Here is a 26,478-nt window from a genome sequence, read left to right as displayed (position 1 = left end):
CAGCATCTGCCGCAAAACGCGCAATCATGTCGTATCGCGCTGATCGAGCACTTCGAGCATGGTCGTCAACATGCTTCCGACTTCCTCGGAGATTTCCTCGGGGCGGATTCCCGCCCTGAGGGCATCCGCCGTTGCCTGGTCCGCAAGTTTCGCTGCCAGAGCCGGATCGGCCTTGGTATAGGGTGGGATCTTATCTTCCACCCATTTCTGCAGGAATTCGATGCCGCGTGCGCTCATGCTGAATAAAGCCCAGCGGGGCCTATTTGGTTCCATCGAGCTATATTCAAGAGAACGTCAGGCCGTCTGGATCAGGCCTGAAGTTCCCGAGGTCACGTTACGATGAACGAGGACGCCGTCAGAGCCAGATGCGGAGATAGAGTGGCAAATTGGATCTGATGATGTGCGCCGCCCAACCCATCGCTGTCGAAAGAAAGCGCACCGGTCGTGCTGTTGTAGACGATGTGATCGCTGCTGTCATGCGCAGCCCTGCCGGCATGGAATGCCGAAGAAGGAAGGGCGCCGGTATGCAGGCCGGCAAACACAGTGTGGTCGAGCTGGATCTTGTCGTGGCCCACGTTGAAATCGGTGACCTTGTCGACATTGCCGACCTTGAGAGCGGAATTGAAGACAAAGACGTCGTTGCCGCCATGTCCCGTCAGGACGTCTCTCCCGCCACCGCCGTTGATAGTGTTGCTCCCGGCATTGCCATCAATGGTTTGGGCGAACTCGTTTCCCGTGAGGTTGATGGCGGTAGTGCCCGACTTGCTCGTGGTCGCAAGATGCTCGATCTGCGAACCGGCCGACAGCGCGTAACTCACCGATGCCAGCACGCTATCGTTGCCGCTGTGCCGCAGTTCCACCACCTTGTCGCCGGCGTTGTTGACATAATAGGTGTCGTTATAGCCCCGGCCGTTCATCGTGTCCGCGCCAGTGGTGCCGTGAAGTACATCCGCGCTACCCGTGCCGTAGAAAATGTGATGGGTCATCGAAGGCACGGTGCTGGGCGGGGGTCCGCTGCTGGTCGGCGGCACGCTGCTGGGCGGCGTGACATCGCCGGTCGGCGGCACGCTTGCAGCGCTTTGATTATGCTGCAGGAAAAAAGCCTTCAGCGCCGGCGAGTTTCCAAGCGCGGTATCGCCCTGCTGGGAGCCCCAAGCATAGGCGTAGTCGAAGGCCGGTGATGGAATCAGCTTGGCAAAATGGTCCATCATGGTCTGTTCCTGAGCCGCCGTTGGTACGACATATTGGCCACCCGTGTCAGTCTTGTAGTTGCCGCCGCCAAACGCTTGGTAGCCAGGGATCATCTGGCTCACCGGAATGCCCGCAGCCTTCGCGGCAGCGACGTACCGGTCGATCATGTTGTAGTCGGCGACGCCACCAGTGCGCACCGGATAGGCATCCACCCCGTAATAGTCGATATGCGTGTTGCCGGGATTGTACGTATTGGTAAAATCAGGATTCGCGGACGTCCCCAAGCTCATCATGGTGATATAGGTCTTGGCGCCCGGCACATGAGAATGGATCCAGTCGGATTCCGCCTTCAGATTGGCGGCGCTGGCGTAGGTACCCCATTTCCCGGTCGGGTCCGGCTCGTCAACGAGGAAGAAACCAAAAACTTTCGAATTCCCGATGAAAGGCGTGACTTTCTGGATAAAGGACGAGGATGCCCCGTTGACCTCGTCTAGCCAGACCAAGCCTTTCATGCCGGCCGGCAGTGCATTGAGCTGGTCAACGGATGAAACATCAGCCAGATTGAAGCCGGCCGTCGCGATGTCCGCGCCTGATCCACCCGACGTGTAGTGAAGAGTTGTCATGCGCGTTCCTTCAAATGATTCGACGCCTCCCCCGCGTTTACGTACTTGAGGGACACATTAGCGACAAATCACATACATGCATCCCCTGAGAGATTTTTTGATCGTCGCTGTACGCACAGCGCGCCGTTCGACGCAGCCGCGACAAAGAGTCTTCACTGAGCGCCGGGCTCTGCTTGCGTCATTGCATCAGAGCCCGAGCAGAGCCATGGAGCGCGGTCGAACTAATGTGCGGGCGAGGTCGGCCGCATGTGCTGCGAGGCCGGCGCGAGGCGATATATTGCGGACGTCAAGCCGCGGATGAGCGGCTTGCGTATCGGAGCTTCGATGAAACGCCAAATGAGAAAGGAGGCAAAGAGAACCCCAGCCAACACGAAGAAGAATGCGGGGTCTTTGCCGACATGCGGCGCCAACGCGTTTAGCGAAACGTAACCAATGTACTGATGCAAAAGGTAAAGCGGATAGGTCAATCCACCGAGCATCAAGACAGTCTTGGAAGGTGCGACAACGTAGCGAAGCAGTATGGAGCCGGCGAAGATTCCGTAGACCACCAAATTAGCCGTGAAAAGAGCAGGATACGAAATGGCTGTTCCATAGTGCTCCTGCATCCACGCATGGGGGAGCATGATCGTACGGCAAGACACCCCGAACGCGACGGCAAGAAGAAGGAACGCAAGTGGCGAGCGGCCTCTTGCCACGATGTCTTCGGAGAGGATGCCGGCAGCAAAAAAGGGTGCGTAGTCTGTAATCAAGACAAGGCGTATCACCGTGCTCCCGAAGAAGAATTCGTTGATTACCGAAACTGCGAGCCATGCGGCAGCGATGGGTAGTTTCCAGCGCTGAAAGGCACCCGCCAGCATCAGCACCGCAACCCAGCAGTAGAACAGGATCTCGAGCATGATCGACCAGTAGACGCCATCCATGGACTTCCTACCGAAGATACGGGCGAACATGGAGAGATTGGCGACGTAGGTCGTTGCATCGGTTGGAAGACGCTGGTCTTTGGCAATGACGAGAACAACAAACGTTGCTGTCATGCAGACTAAAAACCCGGGATAAAGCCGGGCGAAACGCGCGACCGCGAATTCTTGCCAGGTACGGCCTTCGGCCGACCAGGCGATGACGAAACCGCTAATCAGAAAAAACAGATTGACACCGAGGTTACCATAGATGGCGTAAGGCGCGGCGGCAGGGTAACTCACGTCGAGATTTCCGGCTATCGCGCCGCGGAAAAGGTAATGATAGAGCACGACTGCCAGAGCTGCAATCAAGCGCAGCAGGTCAAGTGATGCCATGCGTGACGAACTGCCCTTGCTGATAAGTTCCATTGTCGCCTCTAGGGCCACTCCTTGGCGCGCCAATCAGTAATGCTAAAATGCCACGCTAGGCCGTTGTCTTCTCGAGTATGAACAAGTGCTCGCAAGACAGGAGGGGGAGTACACTGAAAGAACCTACCAGGCTGAGCCCTGCCTCCGCGAAATCCTGTCGTGCGACATTGAAATTGACCGGATGAGGCGCTGACATCTTCCCGGTGATCATCTTTCGCAGCCTTAATCGTATTCTCTGGAATCGGGAAGCAAGGCCGTAGGAAACGATTACGCGGCGGCTGGCAACGCGCGCCAGTTCATTGATGATGTCACGCCTAAGATGTGGCGGGATGAGGTGCATTAGGCGTAGGCAGATCACCGTGTCAAAGCTTTCGTCGCCGAACGGCAACTGGGTCACGTCGCACCGGATGAAACCCCGAAATCCAGACTGGCTCTCATACGCTGTCTTGGCCAAGGCCATCATTTCAATCGAGATGTCCGCGGCAAGAACCTGACAGTCGTGCCGACCCAACACTTCCGCCAGCTTCCCGGTTCCGCATGGGATATCGAGCACCCGAGCCGGAAGCGGGGAGCACCTCTCCAGCGCCTTGGCGATGCAATTCTGCTCCCGTCGCGCGATGACATAGGATGCTAACGTCGACAGCTTGAGGCGACCCGCATATCCATCAAGGTATCGGCTCGCAAAGCTCGGATTTTGATACCTGTATTTTGTCGCGCTCTCATAGGCCGCGACGTCGGTGTCGTGATCGATCGGTTTAATGGTCGGTGCCCTCGATACGGCCTGAGCAATCTTCAAATCCGCGGTCATCGGCTCACTTTCGCTTTTGTCTTCACTTGCCCGGAACTCGTAACTGCTTAGCCAAAATCCAAATGACCGTTGGCGGCTCGGAAGTTCATCCGACCGAATCGGAAGTTCATCCGACCGAATGCGTCCATCGCGAAAGCGAGGCTTCCAGACGTCGCCACGTTTTGCATCCCTCGAATGGATGAAGACTTACCCGAAGGTGACGTTACCGTGCTCCCCTCACAGATGCACCGCGGCGAGCTCCCGATCGGCCTTGTCGGAAGTGGGAGGAACGGAAAGCGGATGGGGGACGAATCCAGAAAGCCGGTGACGGAAACGATGCGATCGGAACGCCAGCGCGCGACGTCAGCAATACCCATTTTCCACGATTTGGCGCCTGACGACTTCGAGCTGAACGGCTTCAAAGGGATTTTCGAGCCACCTGGCCAGCAACCGTCCGCCAAGGGAAGCACCGGCAGCCGTGGTTTGACCCGACGGCTCTCTCACGCAAGCGTTTGGGCCTTGTTTATTTACGCGGCGGGTGCCGGGTTGACCTTCGTAACCCAGATCGTCATCGCGCGCCTGGTGGGCGTGGAGAGCTTTGGAACTTTCACGTACGTGTTCGCCTGGATCACACTCTTGTCTTATGGCTCCACTCTCGGTTTTCACGTGGCAGTTTTGCGATTCGTGCCTGCGTACGAGGCAACAAACCAATTTCCGATGGCGCTTGGATTCATCCATTTTGGATCCAGGGCCTGCATCACAGTGGCATTTCTGATCGCGGCTGTTGGCGCGCTGATCGTGATCCGGTGGCCTCACCATCTGGATCCGGAACTTGCCATCAGTGTGTTGATAGGCTTGGCGACGCTTCCGCTGATCACAATCTATCTCACTGGTGCAGGTGTCGTGCGAGCCTTTGGAGGAGTAATTTCCGCGCTCCTTCCCGAACGCATTGTACGCGACGGATTTATGCTCACCCTGCTCGGCCTCGCGGTTTTGTTCACGCCGTGGCGGCTGGACGCGACGACTGTGATGTGGATGCTGCTGATCAGTTCAGCCGTCGCAGCCATGATAACGGGTTTCAGTGTCTGGCGCCTGTGGCCCTCCGGCTTGAGTGCCGCGCCGCCGACCTATGCCTTCCGGGATTGGTGGCCTTCGCTTCTTCCCATCATGATCATGACATTTGTGGACGTCCTGATGAACCGCACGGCGGTTATGCTGCTCGGAAAGATCGGGTTCATAAAGGGGGCCGGGATATTCGCGGTCGGGTCGAACATCGCGTTGCTTCTCACTTTGCCGCGGGTGGCCGTGAGCACCGCATTCGCCCCCGCTATCTCGCGCCTGTTCGCGCGCAAGGACATGACAGGGCTCCAAGCATTGTTCGCAAGAGCCACCATATTGTCCTTTGCGGGTGGCGTGGCGCTGGCGCTCCCACTCCTTGTGTTTACCGAACCGGTGTTGCGTGCGTTTGGCGGTGAATTCACCTCGGGGGCGCTCATAGCTCGGATTTTGGTAGTTGGGCAGCTATCCGCGGCCGCTGTCGGGCCGCAGCAGCAACTTTTGACAATGACAGGCCACGAGCGCGCCTCCGCTATAATGATGTCCGTCGCGGCGATCATTAATGTCCCGGGTTGCATCCTGGGTATTTCGTTGGACGACACGGTTGGAGCAGCCATTGCCACCAGCGCCACGGTGGTTTTCTTGAGCATTTGTCAGGCGGCCTATATCCGCTCCCGGTTAGGGATTCACCCCGGATTGATCTGGGCGATTAGAAATGTACGCGAAGGCGTGATGGCCGATCAACGCGACAGAAAGAGGAATTATCCGAAATAAGACTATCTAGGAACGAGATCTGTACGATGTTGTTCGTGTTGAAGGCTATCTTCTGGTTTGGATTGAACAATGATCCTTGAGTTATTTGGGCCTTCTGCTGCCGGCAAGACGACCTTCGCTGCCGAATTGGTGCACGTTCTTCAAAGCCAGGGATACACCGTCGTGTTACAGCTTGGCGACCGCCGGCATCCGATTAAAAGAGCGGCCCTCAAGCTATTTTCGAGCTTGTATTTGAGATGGATTGAACAGCGCTCCCTGATTGCAGCCATGCTTGCTATTTTTCCGCCTAGGAACAAACTGTGGGCCATTCGTCTGAAGTGGCATCTTGAGATTCTTATCCAAGCTTGGAGCATAGCTCAGGCGTCCGATGACGTAATTTCAATTTTCGACCAGGGAACGGTTCAATCCGTCTCCTCACTCGTCTTGCTAAGCGGCATAACCGATCGCGCGAGTTTGGCGCGCGCTCTTGACATGATGCCTAAACCGGACCTGCTCATCCGCTTGCAAGCGCCGAGAGAAGTTCTGGAGGCGCGCCTTCGGGAACGCCGCCGTTCCCTTGGCATCATCCAACAGCTTCTCGAGGTTGATCTACAGAGCAGCCTTGATCACATTGATCAGGTCAATCTCGTAGTCGAGCAGCTTGAATCTTGCCGACTTCCCATGATTTGCGTCGAAAGCTTGGACCGAAGTGGCCTCACAACCGCTGCCGAAGCTGTTGCACAGCAGGTGCGTGAAAGACGGCACGTGTCACAGGCAAGGTTCCTCGTCACTGGTCTTGAGAGAGACTCGGCTTTGAATCAAACGGCGCCCCACCATCATGTCTGAGATTGGAGATATGGAACTATTCACTCGCAGAAGGCGGAACGCCCCGATAGTGGTAAATGACCTTGCCTCGCCTTCGCCTGGACGGCTCAGATGGTAATCCGAAATGTGCTCCTGGCCTGCGGCGTCGTGATGTCATACGCGACACAACTCACCCTACCGCTATTGCACGCCGGTTACGGCGAAACATTCCTCGTGCTTTGGATACTGCTCTCGATTGGACGTATCCTGGGCGGCGGCCGCATGGAAGCCTCATCCGTCTTCGCCATGCTGGCGAGCTTTTGGGCGCTTATGGCATTTGCTCTGAGCATGGGCGCCGTCGTTGGATATCTGAGCACCGTCCTGTACTTGTCCCCGTTGCTGCACGACCTGGCAGCCTACCTTTTGCTGGCAAGCGTCACCTGCCTGGCCGCCGCTGAGCCCGATGCCGGTCGCCATCTTCGCGATTGTGCATGGTGGATTGTTGCGATCGCCAATGTTGGCCTTGCTATTCAAGTGGGACTTGGCTGGGGGTGGATCAGCCAGTCCGGCGTCAATCCTTGGTACTGGGATCGCTTCTGCGGCTGGTCCGACAATCCAAACCAGCTTGCGCTTTACTGCGCGGTCTTTGGACCTCTGGCTCTGCATCTTGCAACGACCTCCGACAGCCGCTGGGGAAGGCTCTTGGGGCTGTGCGCCTTGATCCTGCCTTTCTATGTCGGCAGGCTGACGAAGAGTGATACCTATCTATATACTACGATCGTGACGGGTCTGATGTTCCTGGGATTGCGGGCGCGGACCTGGCTCAAGACCGGCGATGGAAATGCAAGTCTTTCCCGCCAAATCGGCCTTTTGTTCATTATCGGCTTACTGCCGCTGGCAATAGCAATGAGTCCCTATATCCTCACCGGGTTCGACAGCGCCGAAGCGTTCGCCAAGAGCCTTACGAAGGACAAGGGCGGTCAAGCAACCGAGGATACTGTCGAGCTTCGCCTTTATCTCTGGGCTGAAGCAGTGGACAAGGGCCTAAGATCGGGATCGCTGGGGTTGGGTCCAGGTCCGCACATGGAACGCCCCCCTGTCGGCGATCAGCAATTTCTGCCCCGCCCGTTCGAAGCGCACAACACATTTCTTGATCTGTACAGTCAAGGCGGGTTTGTTGCAGTTCTGGCGCTGGTGTGGATCATCATTTCCTCCGCCGTATCCGCTTGGCGCGCGAAATTCGACGCCCTGCTAGCGCTTTTGGGTTCGATCGTCATCTTCAGCATCCCGCATTTGATCATACGCCATCCGATCGTGTGGTTTGTCCTGATGATTTGCCTCTTTGCAGAGAGTTCACGAACTACAGCAGCAACGCGAATCTCGAGCGATCGCTTCTATGTCGGGAAGCGCGCTCGCTTCGGGGTTGAGCGTTAGTACATTGGCCGGGAAAGGAATAGCAGATGGACGCCGATAGACGAGAGGAAGAAAATACCTCGTTCGATCTCAGGCTATTGGACTGGCTGGTATGTCCAATGACCAGGGGCTTGCTTGCCTGGGATTCAGACAACGATGAAGTCATATCGAAAGCCGCGGGACTTGCCTTCCCGATCCGCGACGGCGTTCCGATCATGCTGAGATCGGAGGCGCGAGCGATCACCTGAAGGGCGGTCAACCCCAGTGCCCCGAGCCGAAGAACTTAGACCGCAATCCAACGGGAGCACATGAAAGGCCGCGGGATAGATCGGTGGGCCTCTCGTGCTTGGGTAACCAAGCAGTGTGGACCATTTTATACGGTGCGTAGGTATCTGACCTTCGGCACACCGGCTCGTTGCCAGAACACGGCTTGTTTCATTCGAACAGACGAGGACAGTAGGCGGGCCTCCTCCTAGCGTTGGCTTCTCGTCCTGCGGGCAAAAAAGATGAAGCCGAGGCTGTGAAAGAAGACTCCAAAAGCCAGCAACATTGCGCGACCGAGATGCCGCGCATGTTCCCGAAGGGCGGCATGAAACCTCACCTGGTTTGCGTCGGAGGTGAGGATCACCTCCTGAGAATTCCCTTCCTGCTGTCCGTGCGCGAAAGGGGCTTCCGGGTTACGGCTGTGTCGAGCGGTGATGGTGCCGCATTCGCGCCTCACGGCATTCCACATCACCAATTGAGTTTCGACCGGTTTGCCAGCGGCAGCGCAGAGTGGGGCACTTTGCGCGCGGCACGCAAATTGCTGTTGAAAATCCGGCCAGACATTGTTCAGAGTTTCGACACGAAGCCGAATCTCCTGACACCCATTGCGTTACGAGGACAGGTTCCGGTCGTCCGCACCATCAATGGGCTTGGCTGGACATTCTCCTCGCTAGAGCCGAGAGCGTTGGCCCTGCGTCCGATTTTCTGCTGCCTTCAGGGACTGGCCTCATTCTGGACAGCCGCGACCGTCTTCCAAAACCGAGACGACCAGGCTTTCTTCGCGCGTTACCGGCTGGTCGGACGCGGCAAGGGGCGGCTGATCCGCAGTTCTGGAATCGACGCGGATGCGTTTGCGAGGGCGCGGGATCGGGGTCATTCCGCAACGGCCATGCGCGAAGAACTTGGGCTCCAGTCGGCCGAAGTCGTGATCTTTGTGGGCAGACTGACCCGCCAGAAGGGGATCCCGGCTCTCCTCGAAGCGGTACCACACGTCCTGCGCGAGAGGCCGAACGCACGTTTCGTGCTTGTCGGCCCGTGGCAATCGGAAGGCCCGTTTGCCGTCCACAAAGCGGATATCGACCGATACTCTCCTCATGTAATCGCCCTGGGCCCGAGGCCAGATGTTCCAGCGCTCCTCGGCATGGCAGACTTGTTCGCCTTTCCCACCCGGTATCGCGAGGGCGTCCCGCGCGTCCTTCTGGAGGCCGGTTTGGCTGGATTGCCTATCGTGGCCTCGAGGATGCCCGGCTGCAACGACGTGGTCGAACACGGGTGGAACGGCTATCTCGTCCCGCCGCGCGATGTGGCAGCCCTCTCATCCAGAATAATCGAAGTTCTGTCCAATCGCGCCCTCGCAAAAGTCATGGGCGAACGTTCGATCGGATTTGTTCGGGAGCAATTTGCGCTGTCGCACGTCGTCGACCGTTATTGCGATCTGTATCTGAGTGTTCTTGACGGCCGGACGCACAGCAGTGCTTCACATTCGGCGCCCGCTGTGTTGATGGCGCAGGAAGGAAGCCGACGGTTGGATGAGGCGAGGCAATGACCCGCGAGGCAATATCGGCGCTGACCGTCGCGATGTGTCATGCGACGCAGCCCCCCGGTCCGGGATTGCGAACGGGCGAATTTTTCCTGACGCGCAGGATCGCGCCCTTGACCAGGCGAATTCCAGCCGGGGCGGTTTCGGCGCCCATTCGGGAGCGAGGGCGCTAGCATGTGTGGGATCGCTGGAATTCTCCTGGCACCCAACGCCGCAGATACGAGGTCGCTCAGGGCAATTGGACAGATGACCTCAGCCCTTCGTCATCGCGGGCCTGACGGCGAGGGCTTCTGGATGAGCCGTGAAGCGGGGGTAGCCTTCGGCCACCGGCGACTGGCCATCGTCGACCTGTCCGAAGCGGGTCGCCAGCCAATGCGCTCCGCGAGCGGTCGGTATGTCATCACCTTCAATGGCGAGATATACAATTTTCGCGATCTGCGCCGTGAACTGGAAGGGGCGGGCCATCATTTCCGCGGCGCCAGCGACACGGAGGTCATGCTGTGCGCGATCGAAAGCTGGGGCCTTGATGCAGCCCTCGCGCGCTTCGCTGGCATGTTCGCTTTCGGGCTTTGGGATCAGAAGAACCGAACGCTTCAGCTTGCCCGCGACCGAATGGGCAAGAAGCCACTCTATGTCGCGTTGACACGTGACGCGCTTGTCTTCGCCTCGGAGCTGAAGGCGATCACTTGCTTCCCAGGGTTCACCCCGGAACTCGATGTCGATGCGGCGACGACGATGGTTTCCAAAGGCTGGGTGCCGGATGACCGTTGCATTTGGCAGGGCGTGTTCAAGCTGCCGCCTGGTTCAGTCCTGTCGGTCACTGCGGCGCAATTCGCCAGCGCCCGAGGCACCGGTTCGCTTGCGCATCGCATTCACCCTTGGTGGTCGCTGGCCGATGTCGCCTGCAAGGGACAGCGCGATCCGATAGCCGCCAGCGACGAGGACCTCGCGACCGAGCTCGACAGCCTGCTCCGCCTGGCCGTCAAGGAACGAATGGTTGCAGACGTGCCGCTGGGCGCCTTTCTGTCGGGCGGAATCGACAGCTCGACTGTCGTCGCCCTGATGCAGGCACAGTCCCGAAACCCCGTTCGTACGTTCACCATAGCCTTCGGCGAAGGTGGGTTTGATGAAGCTCCCCATGCGGCCGCGGTGGCTCGGCATCTGGGCACCGATCATACGGAACTTCATCTCTCGCCGGCCGCCGCGCTTGAGGTCATTCCGGAGTTGCCCCGGATTTGGGACGAGCCGTTTGCCGATGAATCGCAGATACCGACGCTGCTGGTGTCGCGCCTCGCGCGGCAACACGTAACGGTGGCGCTTTCAGGAGATGGTGGCGACGAGTGCTTCGCAGGCTATTCTCGACACTTCCTGGCAACCCGCCTCACAAAGCAGCATGAGCTACCATTGTCCTTTCGCCGGCTGTTGGCATCGGGGGCTGGGTTGCTGGCCCAAGCCTCTCAGAAAGATATCTTCGGCAATCTGCCGCTTTCAGCGAATATGCGGCATGGCTTGCGCGGCGACCGCCTGGCTCGCCTTGCCCGCCTGCTCGCGGCGCGAGATGAGGACGAACTCCTTCTGCAACTGACCAGATCTTCAGCCAACGACCTTGTTCATCGCAAGCCGTCGCCAGCAGCGACCGACACCACAAAGCTCGACGGCCTGCTCTCGCGTCTCATATTCGCCGACATGACAGGCTATCTACCGGGCGACATTTTGGTGAAGCTCGATCGAGCCACCATGGCCAACAGCCTCGAGGGGCGATGCCCGATCCTGGACCATCGCGTCGTTGAATTCGCCTGGCGCTTGCCAGCCCGTGCCAAAGTCCGAAACGGGAAGGGCAAATGGTTGCTTCGCCGACTGCTCGATCGTTATGTACCACGCCGACTGGTCGACCGGCCCAAGCAAGGTTTCGACGTTCCGGTCGGGACTTGGTTGAAAGGGCCCTTGCGCGGCTGGGCAACCGATATCATTGCCACGATCGGCCGCTCCGGGGACGGGGTCATCGACCGTGAGAAGGTTGACGCATGCTGGCGCAATCATCTGCATGGAAGCCAAGATAATTTCCGCGACCTGTGGCCGGTGCTCATGTTTCAGGCGTGGCGCAACGAAGCCATGCGGCCATCGGCGGCCGCCATGCACCCTTCTTACCATATCGAACTGACAGGGGATTGAGATGGAAGGTTCCATAGCCAACCGCGCCCGGCGTCCGCGCGCCAAGCAAATGGAAGTTGGGACACTTGAAACCAATCTGCGCTCGATGCGGCCGCCACGCGAGCCAACGCAATCGTCACCCTTCCACCAGCTTGTAATCATCCTGACGACGCGAAAATGGTTCTTGCTTGCCATGGCCCTTTTGGGCGGCATCCTGGCCGGACTGGCAGGCTTCACCCGCCCGGTGCTGTTCGAGGCAACGACGCAGGTCATTATCGACGCCCCGAGCAGCAGTGCTTCGGGCGGCATGGCAATCGCCCAGGACTCGCTGGAATCGAGCATCGATGATCATCTGACGATGCTCTCCTCAGAAGGCCACCTGCGTCGGATTCTGGCAGCACTGCGCAAGGCCCAAACAGTCGACGGTACCGGAAAGAGCGGCGTCAGCGCCGTCCCGCCCGCGGCTGGCTCGTTCCTCAGCGATCTCCTGAGCAGGGCCTGGAGACAGGGTAAGACAGTTGCGGAAAGTCCGGACGCAGCGGACGCGCCCGAGCTGAAGGCGCTCCGCAACGGAATGAGGGTCGGACAAGAGCTGCGATCGCGCGTCATCACCATCGGCTTCACCGATCCAAGTCCCGCGCGTGCGGCACTTGTCGCGAACACGTTTGCCCAGGTCTACATTCAAGATCTCATACAAAAGAGCCGCGCATCGGATCAGGTTCATCTGGATTCGATTGTCGCCAGCCTTCCGCAAGTACAAAGGGATCTGGTCGAATCGACGGATCGGCTGGAAACATACCGGCTCACGCATGGCGCCGTCGATCAGACTGGGGCCAACAACGCAGCCAGTGAGACTGCGGAGCTCGGCCGGCAGATCTTCTTGTCGAAAGCCAGTCTTTCCGCGTCGGAATCGCGCCTTCGCCGTATCGAGGACCTGCGTAAGGCGGGCGCCCCCGTCACGGCCATCGCTGAAGAAATCGGATCGCCCGTGTTGACGGACCTGGTGACACGCCAGTCGGGTGCCGCCGCCGACGGCGATCTGCGCAACGCGATCACCCTCGAAATCGAGCAAAGCATTGCCCGCATCGCTGCCGAGGCAAATGTCTACCGCTCGCAGGCTGCGGCTCTCGAGGGCCGCAAAGCGATGCTCGACGCGGCTGTGGCCGACACGGCGAACCAACTTTCCGGGCTGCGAGCCCTTGAGCCGCGGGTTGCCATCGTGACGCAGCATTACAACGAACTCCTGGGCCGGCAGCAGGACCTGACACGGCGCATCGCCGCTCCTTCGCCAGGCGTGGCGATCCTTTCGGCTGCCTGGCCGCCGTCGAATCCCATCACTTTGCCGCCAATTTTCCTCATTCCCCCCAGCATGATCGTGTTTAGTGTGATGGGGGCGGTCTTCGTTCTAGTCCGAAACGCCTTCAATCAGACCTTGCGCAGTGAAGCCGAGGCCGAAGCCGAGCTTGGGATCCCGTGCATAGGACTGCTTCCCAGGGTTTCGGGACTTCATGCGAAAAAGCTGCGGCATCTGGTTTTGAGCCAGCAGAACTTGCCGTTCAGCCGGGCCGTGACATCGCTGCTCGTCACCGCGGCGCCGACTCAGGGCAAGGGGCAGCCGCCGCACATCATTCTCGTGACGTCCAGCATCCAGGACGATGCCAAGACCGAGTTGGCATGGAGCCTGGCGCTGGCGGCAACGCGGTTGGGAGGAAGAGTGCTTTTCCTCGATCTCGATCGCAAGGATGTACGGCTCACGAACGGGTTTCGTGGTGAATTCAGCACCGACAAGGCCCGGAACTCCTTCGGCGACTATGTGAATGGACGTTGCGTGCTGAAGGATGCCATCACGAGGATGCCGGAAATCGGTATCGACCTCATGGCCGCTCCAGCACCTTCCGATGATCTCCTGACGCTTCTGTCCACCGTCGACAAATGCCAGTTCACTGAGGAACTGCGTTCGGCCTACGACGTGGTCATCATGAACGGTCCGCTGGGCCTCGGGGGGCCTGAAACCAGGCTGCTTAAGCGCTGGGCCGATTCGGTGCTTTTTGCCGTTCGCTGGGCAAGGACGAGGCGCAGCATTGCCCGTGGTGCTCTGGATGCAATAGGCGCCGGTGGATCCGCCACCGTTCCAGTAGGGAGTGTGCTCACCCGGGTGAACCTGAAGAGGCTGGCCGGCTCCAGTCTCGGAGACAACGCCGATCTTCTGTTGGAGAGGGTCTGATGGCGCGTTGCGATGTTCAAAAAAATATCCCAGGGAGCGTCGGCATTNTCGACGCCTGTCGAGCGCAGCCAACGCGAAACCCTCACCCAGGTCCAGGTCCTGCGCGCCCTCGCGGCTAGTTCGGTCGCGCTGCGACACGCCCAGCATGATGCGGCCACCCTGGAATTACAGGCTGGCCGCACCTTTCAGAGCTGGAATCCGATACCATGGAGGGCTGGAACGATGTTTTCTTCGTGATTCCCGGCCCTATTATGGTGCATACGTCCCGGCTGTTGTTCGCAAAGCCCGGGGGCGCGCGTCTCTTCATTTCCCGCCGGATCGCGCGAATTGTCCCGCTATATTGAGCGCTCACCTCGCTCTACGTTGCGGTAGCGGTGGTCGCCCCCAACTTTCTCAACCAGAGCTACGTCGACCTCAGGTTTGTAGTCGAATCGTACTTATTCATTCCGGCCAGTCGCCCTGGCGGCGTCGTTCAGCCGGTCTACGAGTTGGGTTGGACGCTCAATTATGAGATGCTCTTTTATGTGCTGTTCACGGCGACGATCGTGCTGCCCATGCGGTGGGTAGTTACGGTCCTGCTCACGATCCTGGTTGGGATGGTGCTCTCGGGCGCGCTTGCGGCTCCTTTGCCAGAAGCGCCTTTTGGGGGTCGGGCACAGTACAGGACGGCAGCTTGGGCCCCTTCCAGTGCCGGCGTATCCCAAGACAGATTGAAGGCGAGCCGCGACCCTGTCACACCAAGGAAATGGCGGCGTTGTGCTCACTATGCCGTTGCCGGAAGGCCAGCTGGTCGCACCTGCCCCACAGGGCGTGCATGGAATTCCCGATACCATTCCACGAAACGTTGCACGCCGTCCTCCAGTGTTGTCGCCGGTGCGAAGCCAACGGCGCGGCGGAGGTCCCTGACATCGGCGCGGGTTTCCAGGACGTCACCTGGCGGTAAAGGTACGTTGACGCGAACGGCGCGGCGACCAAGGGCCGTCTCGATGAGCGCGATCAGATGGTTGATTTCTTCCGGCCGATCATTGCCAATATTGTAGAGCCTATATGGCGCCGAACTGGTGGCAGGATCGGCAGCGCGACCGTCCCAACCGGGATCCTGACACGGTGGTTTGGCGAGCACGCGAACAACCCCCTCTACGATGTCGTCGATATAGGTGAAATCCCGCCATACGCGCCCGGCGTTGGCGACTTCGATCGTTCGGCCCTCGGCGATGGCATGGGTGAAAGTATAGACTGCCATGTCGGGCCTGCCCCAGGGACCATAGACGGTGAAGAAGCGCAGTCCGGTCACGGGCAAGCCGAACAGATGGCTGTAGGAATGCGCCATGCATTCGTTGGCGGCCTTGGTGGCGGCGTAGAAGCTCACCGGATGATTGGCACCATGATGCTCGGAAAAGGGTATGCGTCGATTGGCGCCATATACGGAGCTCGACGAGGCATAAACGAGATGGCTGACGCCGGCGTGTCGGCAGCCCTCCAAAACGTTGAGAAACGCGACTATGTTTGACTCCACATAGGCATGCGGGTCCACGAGCGAATGACGTACCCCGGCCTGGGCGGCCAGATGCACGAAGTGCGATGGCTGGAATTCGCAGAACAGCGCTTTCACCAGCGACCGGTCCGCCAGGTCGAAGCGCATCGGCGTGAACCTCGGCTCGGCGCAGAGCCGTGTAAATCGCGCCTCCTTCAGCTTCAGGTCGTAGTAAGGCGTGAAGTTGTCGACGCCGATGACCTCGGCGCCGAGCCGCAAAAGGCGTGACGCAACATGAAATCCGATGAACCCAGCGGCGCCCGTGACGATGATCGGCCCCGTGTGCGTAAGGTTCGACGCAGCACCATCCTGCAGCGCGTGAACGATATCCGCCAGCTTGTTGACCTTCGAATCTGCTTCGGCCATGGCAAGTCACTCCCGTTTCCAGGTTCCGGGTTCCGCGCTATCTCGGCAGCGCCTGAACGATCGGAAATGGCGCCGCCGGCCTTGTGATCTACGCGACAGCGCGCTCAATGCGGGCCGCCGCTGTCTGAATCAAAGCGGATGCAGACAGCAGTCGATTTCTCATGGCAAAACCGAAATGCGCCCCAAAAGAGCCACTAGTTCCGCCTGACGCCTCGTGTCGGTCTTGGCGAACAGCGAGGCGAGCTGAGAGCGGATAGTCGTGCGACTGAGATGCCAGCTGCGGGCGATCTCCAGGGGCGCGTCGCCATGGGCCAGGCGTAGCGCCAACTGCGTTTCCGCGCTGGTCAAACCGAACATCCTTTGCAACGTGCGAGGGTTGGCCGCCGATTTGTTATCCCGGTCCAGCAATGCGACGACGGTTGTCCCGTCCGGTGTAACGACCCCCGTCTCGTTCATGGTCACCGGCCTGTCGCCTCTGCTGTGGATCACTACCCATGAGAGTGAGCCCGGCTGGAGGTGGACCGGAACATTCGCGACCAGCCGCCTCAACCCGGCAGCAAGCTCGACGGCTGTATCAGTTGCTTCGCCCTGGCGTGCGAGGGTGTCCCGAGCGGCAGCGTTCCATTCTATTACTTTCTTGTCTCGGTCCAGGACGAGATAGCCGCAACCCATACGATCAAGCATGCCGGTGATGGATTCCAGGCTGCGTCGTCGAGATCCGCCGACCCTTGCGTCCGGTCGGTCCACAAGGCTTATCGGCCTTTCGTGGCGGGTATCGTTCAATACAATGTATTGCCTGCCTGCAAGCGCATCGTTTCGCGTTTCAATCAGTGTCATCGCTTCCACCCAACCCATTGCTACTGACGCAAATCAAATCTGATGAAGTTGCTGCTTCAACTTGAATTTCCACATACTGCGAGAAATCTGCGAATGGTTTTTCCGCAGCGTCTCCTGGATATATCTTTCTGAAGAGCGCTCCTGACACCATGATTTTATTCGCCGGCAAAGTCATGGCAATCGGGCATTGGGATTAGGTGCCACCCCTTCGGCCTAGTCTCGACGGACTAGACCGAAAGTTGTAGTCTTTGCGCATGGGTTCGGACCTGCGCTGGCTCAAATCGAATGTGTCGAGCACTACGTGGGCTCATCTAGCTTCGCTTTTGGTGTTTGCAGCATCGATAGCATTCGAGGCGATAAGTACGGTATATGGCGGCCAGCCGTTGCCGCTTGTTGCGTTTATCCCCATAACCGTTGTCATCGTGTATCTTGAGGGCCGTTTTGTTGCCATCGCAGCAACGCTTCTGATGGCGGTCGCCGGCTTGTGGATGCGACACCTGTTGGACGGTCACCTCACTGGTCGAGACTGGACCGGGGCCGTCTTCCTTCTGGGTTCGGGTAGCCTGATCGCAGCTGTGTTCCACCGCCTGCGACAAGATCTGCATGGTGCGCTCAGGGTGGCAGAAGCGAGGCTCGGTGCCATCGACGCTGCCGCCTTGGGCTTTGCTAATACCAATCGCCATGGCGAACTGCTGCAGTCGAACAGACGGCTTTTGGAGATGACCGGCTACGCGCACAAGGAACTTGCCCAACTGGAGCTTGAGGAACTCATTTTCCGCGACGATCGAGGTACTGTGCGGAAACTTTTGCAAGATTTGGGCAATGGGACCGCGTCGGGGACGGATATCCGCGTTTTGCGCAAGGATGGCACGGCATTTTGGGCTCACCTGGCCCTGTCTTCGTCGCGGCCGGACGAGGCGCCAAATGAGAGCGTATTCGTGGTGGTTGACGATATTTCCGAGCGACAAGCGGCACGCGAGGCCCTTCGGGCTCAGAAGGAATGGCTCGATCTCGCCGTATCTGCCGGGCGCCTGGGCACATGGCAAATAGACATTGAGGATGGGACAGTCGCCGGCTCCGGCAAGTTCTGGGACATTCTTGGTCTGCCTCCGGCCCCAGTCCGCCGCTTGGAAGAACTCTCGGCCGTAATCCATCCCGTCGACTGGCCGAAGTTGTCCGCCTCGGCGAAGCCTTCATCGGCATTGAACTTTGACGTCGAGATTCGCGTCCGGCAAGTGGATGGTCACACACGCTGGATTGCATTGCGTGGACGGCAGGAAGAGCACGGCGACCGCAAAATGCGCATCGGGGTGGCGGCGGATCTGACCGAACGTCGACAAACAACTTTGCTTCGCGCCGCCGTAAAGAGACGCGAGCGCATAATGCGCGAAGAGCGCCATCGGTTCAGCAATGTGTTTCCAGTGATCAGAGCTCTGGTCAACATGATCGATATCCCCGACAATGACGTTGCCAAATACAAGGAGATGTTGATCGATTGGATTCGAACGCTGGAGGCGACCCATCGCATCCTTTCTCGTCACGCCAACCTGTCAGGGATGCTCCATGAGCTCGTGGACCGGGAATTGCAGCCCTTCAAGGAGACACGCGACATAACGATCAGTGGACCTTCCCTCACTGTGCCAAGCGGCGCCGCCGAGGGCTTGGCGATGATCCTTCACGAGTTGACGACAAACTCGGTGAAACATGGTGCGCTGGGTGACCCGAATGGCAAGGTCGAAGTTAAGTGGCGATTTGCATCCGAGGACGAAGGTGACGACCTCGTGTTCGATTGGGTGGAATCGGGCCGACGGAAGAGTTCAAAAGTCGTACGCCGCGGGTTCGGGTCACTGATAATCGGTGTGGACAGCACGCCGCTTGTCGGTCATTCCCCGAATATGGAAATATCGGAAGATGGCCTTCGATATTCGCTGCGTGTATCGCGCAAAGAAATTGAGGAATTTGGATTGCAATAGAGCCCCTCCAAGTCGAAGCCGACCAATTAACCGATGGTGTGGGCCCTTTGCTGCGATTTCCTGCAAGCAAACTCGGGCCGGTTCGAGGGGCATGCGTCAACTCGCCTGTCTCGTAAGCCAGCTTTGGAGCAACACAGCTGCTTCGGTACGGTTTCTAACCCCAAGCTCACGCAGCACGGCTGCGGCATGGATTTTCGTTGTCGCCTCGGCAATGTCCAGATTGCGGGCAATCTCCTTATTCGAGTACCCCTCTGCCATCAGCTTGAGGACGTCCTTCTGTCTAGACGTCAGCCTAGCGACGTCGCCCGAGCCCTCGTGCCGGCGGCTGGGATTTTGAACCGGAGGTGGGGGGGCATGCGATCTCTGGTCGGCAGACGTTCGAGATAGGAGAGATGGCACATAGATCCGGCCAGCGAGGATTTCGTTTACAGCCAGCACGACTTCTTCGTCGCTCTGCGATTTGACGATATACCCGTGAAGTCCGATCGAAAGCGCGGTCAGTATCTCCGAGCGGGAATCATCCCCGGAAACGATCGCAAAGCGAGTGTCAGGATAGGCAGCCATAAAGTCGCTGAGCACTTCCTGATGGAACAGCCCAGGCATGTTCAGATCGAGGATCGCAAGATCGATGGACGCCTGCTCCTCTAGAAGATTGACCGCGGCATCGAAACACGAAGCTTCGAATATTTCGGCGCTTGGAATTCCAGCCATGAGTGCCAGCCGGAGACCACGCCGATATAAGCCGTGATCGTCGGCAATGACGATCCGAGCCATGCAACTACCCCAACGCGTTACTCGGTTCCCGACGAGAAAACCCGCTGGAACCTCCCATTCGCCTATGATCGACAATCCGTGGTGGTCCTAAAATGGCGGCCATCCACTGGTCAACGCATCACAGTGATGTCCGCAGCGTCCCATCCACGCACATCCAGAACGTCTAATATAATACTAAATTGCGAAGCTCATCCATAGATTTTTAACCCTGGCGTGCGGTGCCCGTCGGCAAAACGATGCCGGTTTCCCATTTCTGGGTCCAAAGCCAGCTGTTCAGGACCATCGTAATCATGTGGCATCTGTTATGTCGCCACCCGCTGTCGCCGGACCTGTAGGCCGGTCCGGCCCTGGCGGATCGCAGCTTTCTTGAAAGCAACTGCTTTCGTTTTTATCGGCGTCATGATCAGTGCCCAATCGCGCTTCTATCGGCTGTTGATCTCGTGGCATCTAATACCTTGAACGTTTTGAATCCCTACCATTCGAATGCACGACGACAGCCGCCCCGGCTGTCACATACCTTTTCGCATATGATGTTCGGATTGCCGCCGAGGTTTGGCCGGATTTGAGGGTGTGCCCTGGCCGGACAATGGAACACCGATCCCGAACAAAGCCAACTGCAGATCAGGAGGATCGAATGAAAGCGGTGATTCAATGTGGTGGGATGGGTACGCGCCTTCGACCGTTTACATCGGTCCTGCCGAAACCATTAATGCCGATAGGGGCCAGGCCTGTTCTTGAGTTGCTTTTGAAGTGGCTGCGGCGCAACGGCATTGAAGAGGTATATATTACGACAGGGTATCTAGGACATTTGATCCGGAGCGTCTGCGGCGACGGATCGCAATGGAACTTGAAGATCAAATATACCCAGGAAATGGAGCCACTCGGCACCGTCGGACCTCTCTCTCTGATTAGGGATGAACTGAACGAAACATTTGTCGTTCTGAACGGCGATGTCCTCACAGATCTAAGCCTGAGCCGGTTTGTAGCCGCGCACCGCTTGCATAGGGATCCCGTTACGATCGCCACGGCGTGCCGTCATATCAAGATGGACTTCGGGGTCATCGACGAGATCGACAATACCGTCCAGCTCTTCCGGGAAAAGCCGACGCTTTCCCATCTCGTCAGCATGGGGATTTACTGCATGAACCCAGATGTCCTGCGGTTCATTCCGTCCGGGATCCCATTTGGGTTCGATGACCTGATGCTGCAGATGATGCAGGGCGGCACGACCGTGCATGTTTACAAGCATGACGGTCTTTGGCTCGACATCGGTCGTGTCGATGACTTCCAGAATGCACAGGCAATTGCCTGGGAAGATCAGTCGTCCTCAATCGAGGTCGCGGCTGCCGCTGCAGCCGCATGAAAGTCTGATGCAGAGGTCTAGCCAGTAACAAGGCTTTCAGGAGGTCAAGATGCTCTTGGTGAGCGCCCCGATCCTAGGCGTGCCAGAGAAGGCAGCCCTGTCGCAGGTGATTGATAGCGGCTGGCTTACGATGGGGGACAGGGTACGAGAGTTCGAACTGGCCTTTGCCAGCATGCATGGCGCGCGAGATTGCGTTGCGGTTGGTTCCTGCACCGCAGCGCTCCATCTTCTCCTTCACGCTTTGGGCATCGGCCCTGGCGACGAAGTACTGGTTCCTTCGCTGACGTTCGTGGCGACGGCGAATGCGGTGCTGTATGTAGGGGCGACGCCGGTCTTCGTCGATATCGAGTCCGTCGACGTGCCGTTGATCTCGGTTGCGGAAGCCGAAGCGCGGTGCACGACGCGCACGAAAGCGGTCATTCTCGTTCACTTCGCCGGGTATCTCGCCGATCGGGAACAATGGCAGCGGTTCGCCCGGCTTCGCGGGCTGCATATCATCGAGGACGCTGCGCACGCGCCCGGGCTTAGGGAAGTCGGGACCTTCGGCGCCGCGGCCGCGTTCAGCTTCTATGGCAACAAGAACATGACAACGGCCGAAGGGGGCGCCGTGATTGCACGTGACCCCGATCTGCTCGACAGGGTTCGCCTGGCCCGCGGGCACGGAATGACCACGGGGACGCATCAGCGGCTGAACAGTCGTACGCCGCAATATGATGTCACGATGCTTGGATTCAACTACCGAATGGACGAGATGCGAGCGGCAATAGGCCTGGTTCAGCTGCAGAACCTGCAAGAGTGGAACGAAATCAGGCGTATCATAGCTGTCTTGTACCGACGCCTGATCGCGGACCGTTGCCCAGCTATTGTCATTCCATTTAGCGAACCCCGGACGTCGGCTTACCACATCATGCCGATCGTCCTGCCGCGCTACGCGAGCCGGCAGGATGTCATCGACGAGTTGCGGACACAGGGCATACAAACCACCATCCACTACCCGCCGGTGCACCAAATGACGTTTTACCGCGAGCGCCTTCCCGGCGTGAGTTTGCCCCACACAGAGGATTTCGCTCAGCGAGAGCTCACAATTCCGCTGCACCCCCAGGTCACTTCCGCCGCCGCCGAATCAGTCGTGGCTGCCCTGGCAGCCGCGCTCAAAACAGGCGCGCTCAAAGCAGGCGCCCAAAGAGGAACTGCTGCATGAATGCGTTAGACCCTGCCTTTCACCGGATGTTCGTTCCAAATCCTGATCACGGCTTTGCGAGACGCGCAATCGATCTTGCGGTGGCGGGCATCGCTACCGTCGCATTGGCGCCATTGATGCTGCTGATCGCCGGAGCGCTTCTGCTCGAGGGCGGTGGCTCGATCTTGTTCGCTCAGACCCGCATCGGGGCCGGCGGCCGAACCTTTCGCATGTACAAATTTCGCAAATTCGGTGTGAACTGCGGCTCTCAAGGCCTTGCGCTGACGGTCGTGGGCGATACACGCATGACCACCGTTGGCCGCTTTCTCGCAGCGACGAAGCTGGACGAACTACCGCAGCTGTGGAATGTCCTCAAAGGCGAAATGGCGATCGTCGGTCCACGACCCGAGAGCCTGGCTTTCGCCGATTGTTTCCGGGGCGAGCTTAGGGCCGTGCTGCAATACAAGCCAGGCCTGCTGGGTCCAGCCCAGGTCGTTTTTCGGCACGAAGCACATTACTTCCCCCAATCCGTGGATCCGATCGTGTTCTACCGGGAGGTCATGTTCCCCGCCAAGGCAACACTGGACCTCTCGTATTATCCGCGACGCACCATCGTCTCCGACCTCGCGTGGATGGTGCGGGGAGTGCTGGCAGTGGTCGGTTGGGTTCCGGTACCGCCGATCGACGTTTGAATATCCAAGGGAAGCGTTCCAAACAGCCAAGGGAATGCGCAGTGATGAGCTACAATGGAAAGAAAGTCCTGGTGACCGGCGCGGACGGATTCATCGGTTCGCATGTCACGGAGGCGCTTGTTCGCAACGGGGCAGATGTCACAGCCCTTGCCCTTTACAATTCCTTTGACAGCCATGGATGGCTAGACGATCTGCCGGACACCATCCGCAGCCAGTTGAGGCTCGTCCGTGGTGACGTCCGCGACAGTGCGTTCCTTAACCGGATCATGCGCGGCCAAGCCGCGGTTTTTCATCTGGCGGCGCTTATTGCGATTCCATACTCCTACGCCGCTGCCCAGTCCTATGTGGAAACCAACATCCTGGGCACGGTGAATGTCCTCGAAGCGGCGCGCCTATGGGAGACGGAGCGGGTGATCCATACCTCGACGAGCGAGGTCTATGGAACTGCCCAAACCATGCCGATCGGCGAAACACACCCCCTGCAGGGACAGTCACCATATTCGGCATCCAAAATCGGCGCCGACATGATGGCGGAGTCCTACGCCAGGTCGTTCGATGTCCCTGTGGTCATCATGCGACCCTTCAACACGTATGGCCCGCGCCAGAGTGAGCGCGCCATCGTGCCGACCATTATCCGGCAAGTCCTCGACCCGAAATGTCCTGCGATCATGGTCGGGGATACCAGCCCGATCCGCGACCTGACCTATGTCGAAGACACCGCGACAGCGTTCCTGACCGCAGGTCTCGCCCAGCTCGAGTTCGGCCACGCCTACAACGCTGGCAGCCAACGCGCTGCGACCGTCTCGGACGTATTGGCCATTGTTCTTGAGTTGACCGATTGCAAAAAGCCGGTCCGTCGTGATGAAAGCCGCCTGAGGCCGCAAAATTCCGAAGTTCGCGCCTTGCTCGCCGATTCCTCGCGCTTTGAACGTGAGACTGGATGGCGGACACAGACCAGCCTGCGCGATGGGCTGGAGCGAACAATCACGTGGTGGCGCGAGCGCCTTAGTGAAGGCCGGGTACGGCGCGAAGTGGGTTACATGACATGACCCTGGGCGGCCGTCATGCGTTGGCGCTGTTGCTGGCTGCCGGTGCCATATCTCCCAACATCTATGTTGCCGGCGGCCGTCAAAGCAAGGCAGCGGAGGTGGCGGCCACAGCGGTCGTGAACAACCTGCCGGGCTATGTGCGCCAAACAAGGGATCCTTGGTCTGGCATGGTTTTCGCACGGATCACCAGACCGGGCGTTCTCGGCCGGGCGGGTGTATGCGGGAAGAAGTACTGCACCCACCGTTACTCAAGCGCACAGGCTTGGAATGCCGACCAGAGCCTGCTCCTGATCGCCAATGGCTGCGGTGGCCTGTGCTTTCTCGACGGACAAACCTACTTGCCTTTGTTCCACCGCAACCGCGCGACCGAATGCGAATGGCATCCCACTGATCCCGAGTTGATGATCTGCGTCGGGGGCCGGCAGATTGCGACATGGGCCCCACGTACCGATCATGAGGACGTCGTGTTCGCCTCCGGAGCGTACTCCAACCTCAAATTTGGACCCAACAAAGGCAATCCGAGCCGCGACGGCAGCCGGATTGCGGTGCGTGCAACGAACAATGACGGCCGAGCGGTGGTTTTTGGCTACGATCTCAAGCAACGGCGGAAATTCCCGGATATCGATCTTGCCGAATTCCCGGGAACGACCGGCTCCTGCTCGATCTCACCTCTCGGAATCAACATAGTGTGTTCCCAGCAATTACCGGACGGAATCGAAGCGAGTTTCGTCTTCTCCATCGACGGCATATTGGGCCAGAAGTGGATGGAGCACCATCGACCGGGCCATGGCGACATGACGGTCGATTCCGACGGAAGCGAAATCTATGTCGGGATCAGCAAATCGGATCCTGACAAATATCAGGTGATCAAGCGCCGCTTGGCTGATGGCAAGGCTACCTCGCTGATGAAATATGGCGAGGCCATGCATGCGTCACTCAGGTCGCTCGGCAGGCCCGGCTGGGTGTTTCTGAGTTATGGCGGCACGCCAGCCGAACTATCGCAGCACCCGGATTGGGCGCCTTACGCTCAGCAAGTCATTGCGCTGCGTCTAGACGGCAGTGGAGAGGTCCGCCGTGTCGCAGACACGCACAACGCGCCCTTCGACTACTGGAGCGAGACGCATGCCTCTCCGTCTCCAGACGGCACCCAGGTGGTCTGGTCCAGCAACTGGGGCGTGCCCGGTGGCCCGGTATACGATTTCGTTACTCGTGTTGAATGGCCTTTGAAGCCGGTGTTCGACCGGAAGGAGATTGTCGCAAATGACCTTCAGTAGACGATACGTTCTTGGCGCAGTCGTGATGATGTCGCTAACCTCGATGGCTTGCGCAGGCGAGGTCGAGCCCTATCAACTCTCACCTGGCGATACGGTCGAGATAGGAATAGCGCCGATCCCTGATCGGACGCAGCGCGCCGTAGTCCAGATGGATGGCAATATTGCCCTTCCGGAGGCGGGGATGATCATGGTCGCAGGCCTGACGGCGTCTCAATTGCAAAGGCGCATGCAAGAGCTCTTGCCAAGCAAGATTTTTCACGTGCGTCTGACTGACGGGCGGGAGCAGACAGTTACTGTCGAGCCCGACGATGTCACAGCAATCATAGCGGACTATCGCCCGATCTATGTAACGGGCGATGTGCTCACCCCAGGACAACAGGCCTACCGTCCGCTCATGACTGTACGGCAGGCGCTGGCCGTTTCCGGCGGCTTCAGTCTTTTGCGATCACGGGCAGGCCAGGCCGGGCCTGATCCGGTTGATCTCAAGCGCGATTACGAAATGCTCTGGGGAGATTACACGAAAGAATACCTTCACGCCGCCCGCATTCGCGCCGAGCTTCAGGGCCAGGCGGATTTCGACAAGAAGACACCACAGGGATCACCTCTTTCGCCGAGCGTTGTAGCCGCGATGGCACAGGCTGAAGCAGAGGCGCTGAAGGTTGCGCTGAGTGATTTCCGGCAGGAACAGGATTTTCTGGAGAAGGGCCGGACGGATGCTGCCGAGCAAATTGACGTTTTGCAGAAACGCGAACGAGTCGAGGGCGAGAGCGTGAAGGCGGATGAGCAAGATTTGGCGCGAGTGACGAAGGCATTCGATGCAGGCAATCTGACCAACACCCGGCTCGCGGATGTCAGGCGCGCGTTGCTTTTATCTTCAAGCGGCGCGCTTCAAACCTCGGTCGAACTGATGAGGGCGCGGCGCCAGCAGGAGGACTTTGTCAGACAGCACGAACGCAACGACAATCAAAGGAGGATTGGCCTGCTGACGGATCTGAAGGACACCAACGCCCGGCTGGCGGATGTCACCGCCAGGCTCCATGCCGCCAGCGAGAAGCTGCAGCCGACCGGAGCATCCACACAGCCATTGCCGATTGCCGGCGAAACGGTACGGGCCCAGGTGACCATCGTGCGCAAGATCGGCAATGAATGGCGCAAGCTGTTGGTTGACGAAGATGCGATTGTGCTGCCGGGGGATACTCTCGAAGCCAGATTCAGCAGTGAACTGCAAAGTGTGGCAGTCCAATAGGGCGTCAGCGCAGTCCGTGCGGAGCTTACTGTTCTATCGGGGGGGCGAACCCAACTGAA

The 26,478-nt window shown here is 58.8% G+C and carries 21 protein-coding genes; 14 read left to right on the top strand and 7 right to left on the bottom strand.

Translation table 11 applies throughout. The features are described from left to right. Positions 1-24: 24 nt before the first annotated feature. The 4 genes from X756_RS154025 to X756_RS154040 all read right to left on the bottom strand — a co-directional run bounded on the left by X756_RS154025 (position 25) and on the right by X756_RS154040 (position 3,947). Positions 25-237 (bottom strand): DUF768 domain-containing protein, encoded by a 213-nt coding sequence (locus X756_RS154025; RefSeq protein WP_023729581.1) that lies wholly within the window; start codon positions 235-237, stop codon positions 25-27. Positions 238-329: 92 nt separating this feature from the next. After that, positions 330-1,814, bottom strand: a complete 1,485-nt coding sequence (locus X756_RS154030; protein ID WP_023729580.1) for a calcium-binding protein — start codon at positions 1,812-1,814, stop codon at positions 330-332. Between the two features lie 221 nt (positions 1,815-2,035). Beyond that, positions 2,036-3,139 (bottom strand): acyltransferase, encoded by a 1,104-nt coding sequence (locus X756_RS154035; RefSeq protein ID WP_023729579.1) that lies wholly within the window; start codon positions 3,137-3,139, stop codon positions 2,036-2,038. A gap of 55 nt (positions 3,140-3,194) precedes the next feature. Next, positions 3,195-3,947, bottom strand: coding sequence for a class I SAM-dependent methyltransferase (locus tag X756_RS154040; protein WP_023729578.1), 753 nt, complete (start codon positions 3,945-3,947; stop codon positions 3,195-3,197). Positions 3,948-4,226: 279 nt separating this feature from the next. Here X756_RS154040 and X756_RS0134085 point away from each other — a divergent pair, with 279 nt between their 5' ends. The 7 genes from X756_RS0134085 (at position 4,227) to X756_RS154070 (ending at position 14,131) form a co-directional block, all read left to right on the top strand. Continuing rightward, positions 4,227-5,756: a polysaccharide biosynthesis C-terminal domain-containing protein gene (locus X756_RS0134085; protein WP_198020012.1), complete on the top strand. Its 1,530-nt coding sequence runs from the start codon at positions 4,227-4,229 to the stop codon at positions 5,754-5,756. A gap of 69 nt (positions 5,757-5,825) precedes the next feature. Further along, positions 5,826-6,581, top strand: coding sequence for an AAA family ATPase (locus X756_RS154045; protein WP_023729576.1), 756 nt, complete (start codon positions 5,826-5,828; stop codon positions 6,579-6,581). A gap of 90 nt (positions 6,582-6,671) precedes the next feature. After that, the gene (locus X756_RS154050; RefSeq protein WP_023729575.1) at positions 6,672-7,973 is read left to right on the top strand and encodes an O-antigen ligase family protein; all 1,302 of its coding nucleotides are present in this window, start codon (positions 6,672-6,674) and stop codon (positions 7,971-7,973) included. 26 nt (positions 7,974-7,999) lie between these two features. Further along, positions 8,000-8,200 carry a Trm112 family protein gene (locus X756_RS154055; protein ID WP_023729574.1) on the top strand — a complete coding sequence of 67 codons (201 nt, stop codon included), beginning with the start codon at positions 8,000-8,002 and terminating at the stop codon, positions 8,198-8,200. A gap of 272 nt (positions 8,201-8,472) precedes the next feature. Then, positions 8,473-9,762, top strand: a complete 1,290-nt coding sequence (locus X756_RS154060) for a glycosyltransferase family 4 protein (protein WP_245264484.1) — start codon at positions 8,473-8,475, stop codon at positions 9,760-9,762. A gap of 168 nt (positions 9,763-9,930) precedes the next feature. Further along, on the top strand, positions 9,931-11,928 hold the full coding sequence (gene asnB, locus X756_RS154065; RefSeq protein WP_023729572.1) for an asparagine synthase (glutamine-hydrolyzing): 1,998 nt from the start codon (positions 9,931-9,933) through the stop codon (positions 11,926-11,928). Between the two features lies 1 nt (position 11,929). Next, on the top strand, positions 11,930-14,131 hold the full coding sequence (locus X756_RS154070) for an exopolysaccharide transport family protein (protein WP_023729571.1): 2,202 nt from the start codon (positions 11,930-11,932) through the stop codon (positions 14,129-14,131). A gap of 763 nt (positions 14,132-14,894) precedes the next feature. Here X756_RS154070 and X756_RS154075 read toward each other — a convergent pair. Both X756_RS154075 and X756_RS154080 read right to left on the bottom strand, forming a co-directional pair. Beyond that, positions 14,895-16,031 carry an NAD-dependent epimerase/dehydratase family protein gene (locus X756_RS154075; protein ID WP_084569891.1) on the bottom strand — a complete coding sequence of 379 codons (1,137 nt, stop codon included), beginning with the start codon at positions 16,029-16,031 and terminating at the stop codon, positions 14,895-14,897. A 159-nt stretch (positions 16,032-16,190) separates the two neighbouring features. Then, on the bottom strand, positions 16,191-16,868 hold the full coding sequence (locus tag X756_RS154080; protein ID WP_023689781.1) for a helix-turn-helix transcriptional regulator: 678 nt from the start codon (positions 16,866-16,868) through the stop codon (positions 16,191-16,193). A 254-nt stretch (positions 16,869-17,122) separates the two neighbouring features. Here X756_RS154080 and X756_RS154085 point away from each other — a divergent pair, with 254 nt between their 5' ends. Continuing rightward, positions 17,123-18,841, top strand: a complete 1,719-nt coding sequence (locus X756_RS154085) for a PAS domain S-box protein (protein ID WP_023729568.1) — start codon at positions 17,123-17,125, stop codon at positions 18,839-18,841. A 96-nt stretch (positions 18,842-18,937) separates the two neighbouring features. Here the strand turns inward: X756_RS154085 and X756_RS154090 are convergent, their stop codons facing one another. After that, on the bottom strand, positions 18,938-19,615 hold the full coding sequence (locus tag X756_RS154090) for a response regulator transcription factor (RefSeq protein ID WP_023670902.1): 678 nt from the start codon (positions 19,613-19,615) through the stop codon (positions 18,938-18,940). Between the two features lie 634 nt (positions 19,616-20,249). Here X756_RS154090 and X756_RS154095 point away from each other — a divergent pair. The 6 genes from X756_RS154095 to X756_RS154120 are packed head-to-tail and all read left to right on the top strand — an operon-like array spanning position 20,250 to position 26,419. After that, entirely contained in the window at positions 20,250-20,978 is a 729-nt protein-coding gene (locus X756_RS154095) for an NDP-sugar synthase (RefSeq protein WP_023681041.1), read from the top strand. A 49-nt stretch (positions 20,979-21,027) separates the two neighbouring features. Next, positions 21,028-22,179: a DegT/DnrJ/EryC1/StrS family aminotransferase gene (locus tag X756_RS154100; RefSeq protein ID WP_023729566.1), complete on the top strand. Its 1,152-nt coding sequence runs from the start codon at positions 21,028-21,030 to the stop codon at positions 22,177-22,179. Then, positions 22,176-22,850 (top strand): sugar transferase, encoded by a 675-nt coding sequence (locus X756_RS154105; RefSeq protein WP_023681043.1) that lies wholly within the window; start codon positions 22,176-22,178, stop codon positions 22,848-22,850. Before X756_RS154100 ends, X756_RS154105 begins: the two co-directional genes overlap by 4 nt. A gap of 44 nt (positions 22,851-22,894) precedes the next feature. Further along, complete coding sequence (locus tag X756_RS154110; protein ID WP_023681044.1) at positions 22,895-23,899, top strand: SDR family NAD(P)-dependent oxidoreductase; 1,005 nt, start codon at positions 22,895-22,897, stop codon at positions 23,897-23,899. Further along, entirely contained in the window at positions 23,896-25,173 is a 1,278-nt protein-coding gene (locus tag X756_RS154115; protein WP_023729565.1) for a hypothetical protein, read from the top strand. Before X756_RS154110 ends, X756_RS154115 begins: the two co-directional genes overlap by 4 nt. Continuing rightward, positions 25,160-26,419, top strand: coding sequence for a polysaccharide biosynthesis/export family protein (locus X756_RS154120; protein WP_023729564.1), 1,260 nt, complete (start codon positions 25,160-25,162; stop codon positions 26,417-26,419). The genes X756_RS154115 and X756_RS154120 overlap by 14 nt, the downstream gene beginning before the upstream one ends. The last annotated feature ends 59 nt before the right edge of the window (positions 26,420-26,478 follow it).

This window comes from Mesorhizobium sp. LNJC405B00 (assembly GCF_000502615.1).
Classification (GTDB): Bacteria; Pseudomonadota; Alphaproteobacteria; order Rhizobiales; family Rhizobiaceae; genus Mesorhizobium.
The sequence above is the reverse complement of the archived record's forward strand: the minus strand, read 5'-3'. Positions and strand labels throughout refer to the sequence as shown.

What these genes read in the sequence shown, in the direction of transcription:
- X756_RS154105 (WP_023681043.1), top strand. Translation starts at nt 22,176, where the DNA reads ATGAATGCGTTAGACCCTGCCTTTCACCGGATGTTCGTTCCAAATCCT.
- X756_RS0134085 (WP_198020012.1), top strand. Translation starts at nt 4,227, where the DNA reads ATGGGGGACGAATCCAGAAAGCCGGTGACGGAAACGATGCGATCGGAA.
- X756_RS154110 (WP_023681044.1), top strand. Translation starts at nt 22,895, where the DNA reads ATGAGCTACAATGGAAAGAAAGTCCTGGTGACCGGCGCGGACGGATTC.
- X756_RS154120 (WP_023729564.1), top strand. Translation starts at nt 25,160, where the DNA reads ATGACCTTCAGTAGACGATACGTTCTTGGCGCAGTCGTGATGATGTCG.
- X756_RS154075 (WP_084569891.1), bottom strand. Translation starts at nt 16,031, where the DNA reads ATGGCCGAAGCAGATTCGAAGGTCAACAAGCTGGCGGATATCGTTCAC.
- X756_RS154035 (WP_023729579.1), bottom strand. Translation starts at nt 3,139, where the DNA reads ATGGAACTTATCAGCAAGGGCAGTTCGTCACGCATGGCATCACTTGAC.
- X756_RS154025 (WP_023729581.1), bottom strand. Translation starts at nt 237, where the DNA reads ATGAGCGCACGCGGCATCGAATTCCTGCAGAAATGGGTGGAAGATAAG.
- X756_RS154055 (WP_023729574.1), top strand. Translation starts at nt 8,000, where the DNA reads ATGGACGCCGATAGACGAGAGGAAGAAAATACCTCGTTCGATCTCAGG.
- X756_RS154030 (WP_023729580.1), bottom strand. Translation starts at nt 1,814, where the DNA reads ATGACAACTCTTCACTACACGTCGGGTGGATCAGGCGCGGACATCGCG.
- X756_RS154045 (WP_023729576.1), top strand. Translation starts at nt 5,826, where the DNA reads ATGATCCTTGAGTTATTTGGGCCTTCTGCTGCCGGCAAGACGACCTTC.
- X756_RS154090 (WP_023670902.1), bottom strand. Translation starts at nt 19,615, where the DNA reads ATGGCTCGGATCGTCATTGCCGACGATCACGGCTTATATCGGCGTGGT.
- X756_RS154095 (WP_023681041.1), top strand. Translation starts at nt 20,250, where the DNA reads ATGAAAGCGGTGATTCAATGTGGTGGGATGGGTACGCGCCTTCGACCG.
- X756_RS154115 (WP_023729565.1), top strand. Translation starts at nt 23,896, where the DNA reads ATGACCCTGGGCGGCCGTCATGCGTTGGCGCTGTTGCTGGCTGCCGGT.
- X756_RS154080 (WP_023689781.1), bottom strand. Translation starts at nt 16,868, where the DNA reads ATGACACTGATTGAAACGCGAAACGATGCGCTTGCAGGCAGGCAATAC.
- X756_RS154070 (WP_023729571.1), top strand. Translation starts at nt 11,930, where the DNA reads ATGGAAGGTTCCATAGCCAACCGCGCCCGGCGTCCGCGCGCCAAGCAA.
- X756_RS154050 (WP_023729575.1), top strand. Translation starts at nt 6,672, where the DNA reads ATGGTAATCCGAAATGTGCTCCTGGCCTGCGGCGTCGTGATGTCATAC.
- X756_RS154100 (WP_023729566.1), top strand. Translation starts at nt 21,028, where the DNA reads ATGCTCTTGGTGAGCGCCCCGATCCTAGGCGTGCCAGAGAAGGCAGCC.
- X756_RS154085 (WP_023729568.1), top strand. Translation starts at nt 17,123, where the DNA reads ATGGGTTCGGACCTGCGCTGGCTCAAATCGAATGTGTCGAGCACTACG.
- X756_RS154040 (WP_023729578.1), bottom strand. Translation starts at nt 3,947, where the DNA reads ATGACCGCGGATTTGAAGATTGCTCAGGCCGTATCGAGGGCACCGACC.
- asnB (WP_023729572.1), top strand. Translation starts at nt 9,931, where the DNA reads ATGTGTGGGATCGCTGGAATTCTCCTGGCACCCAACGCCGCAGATACG.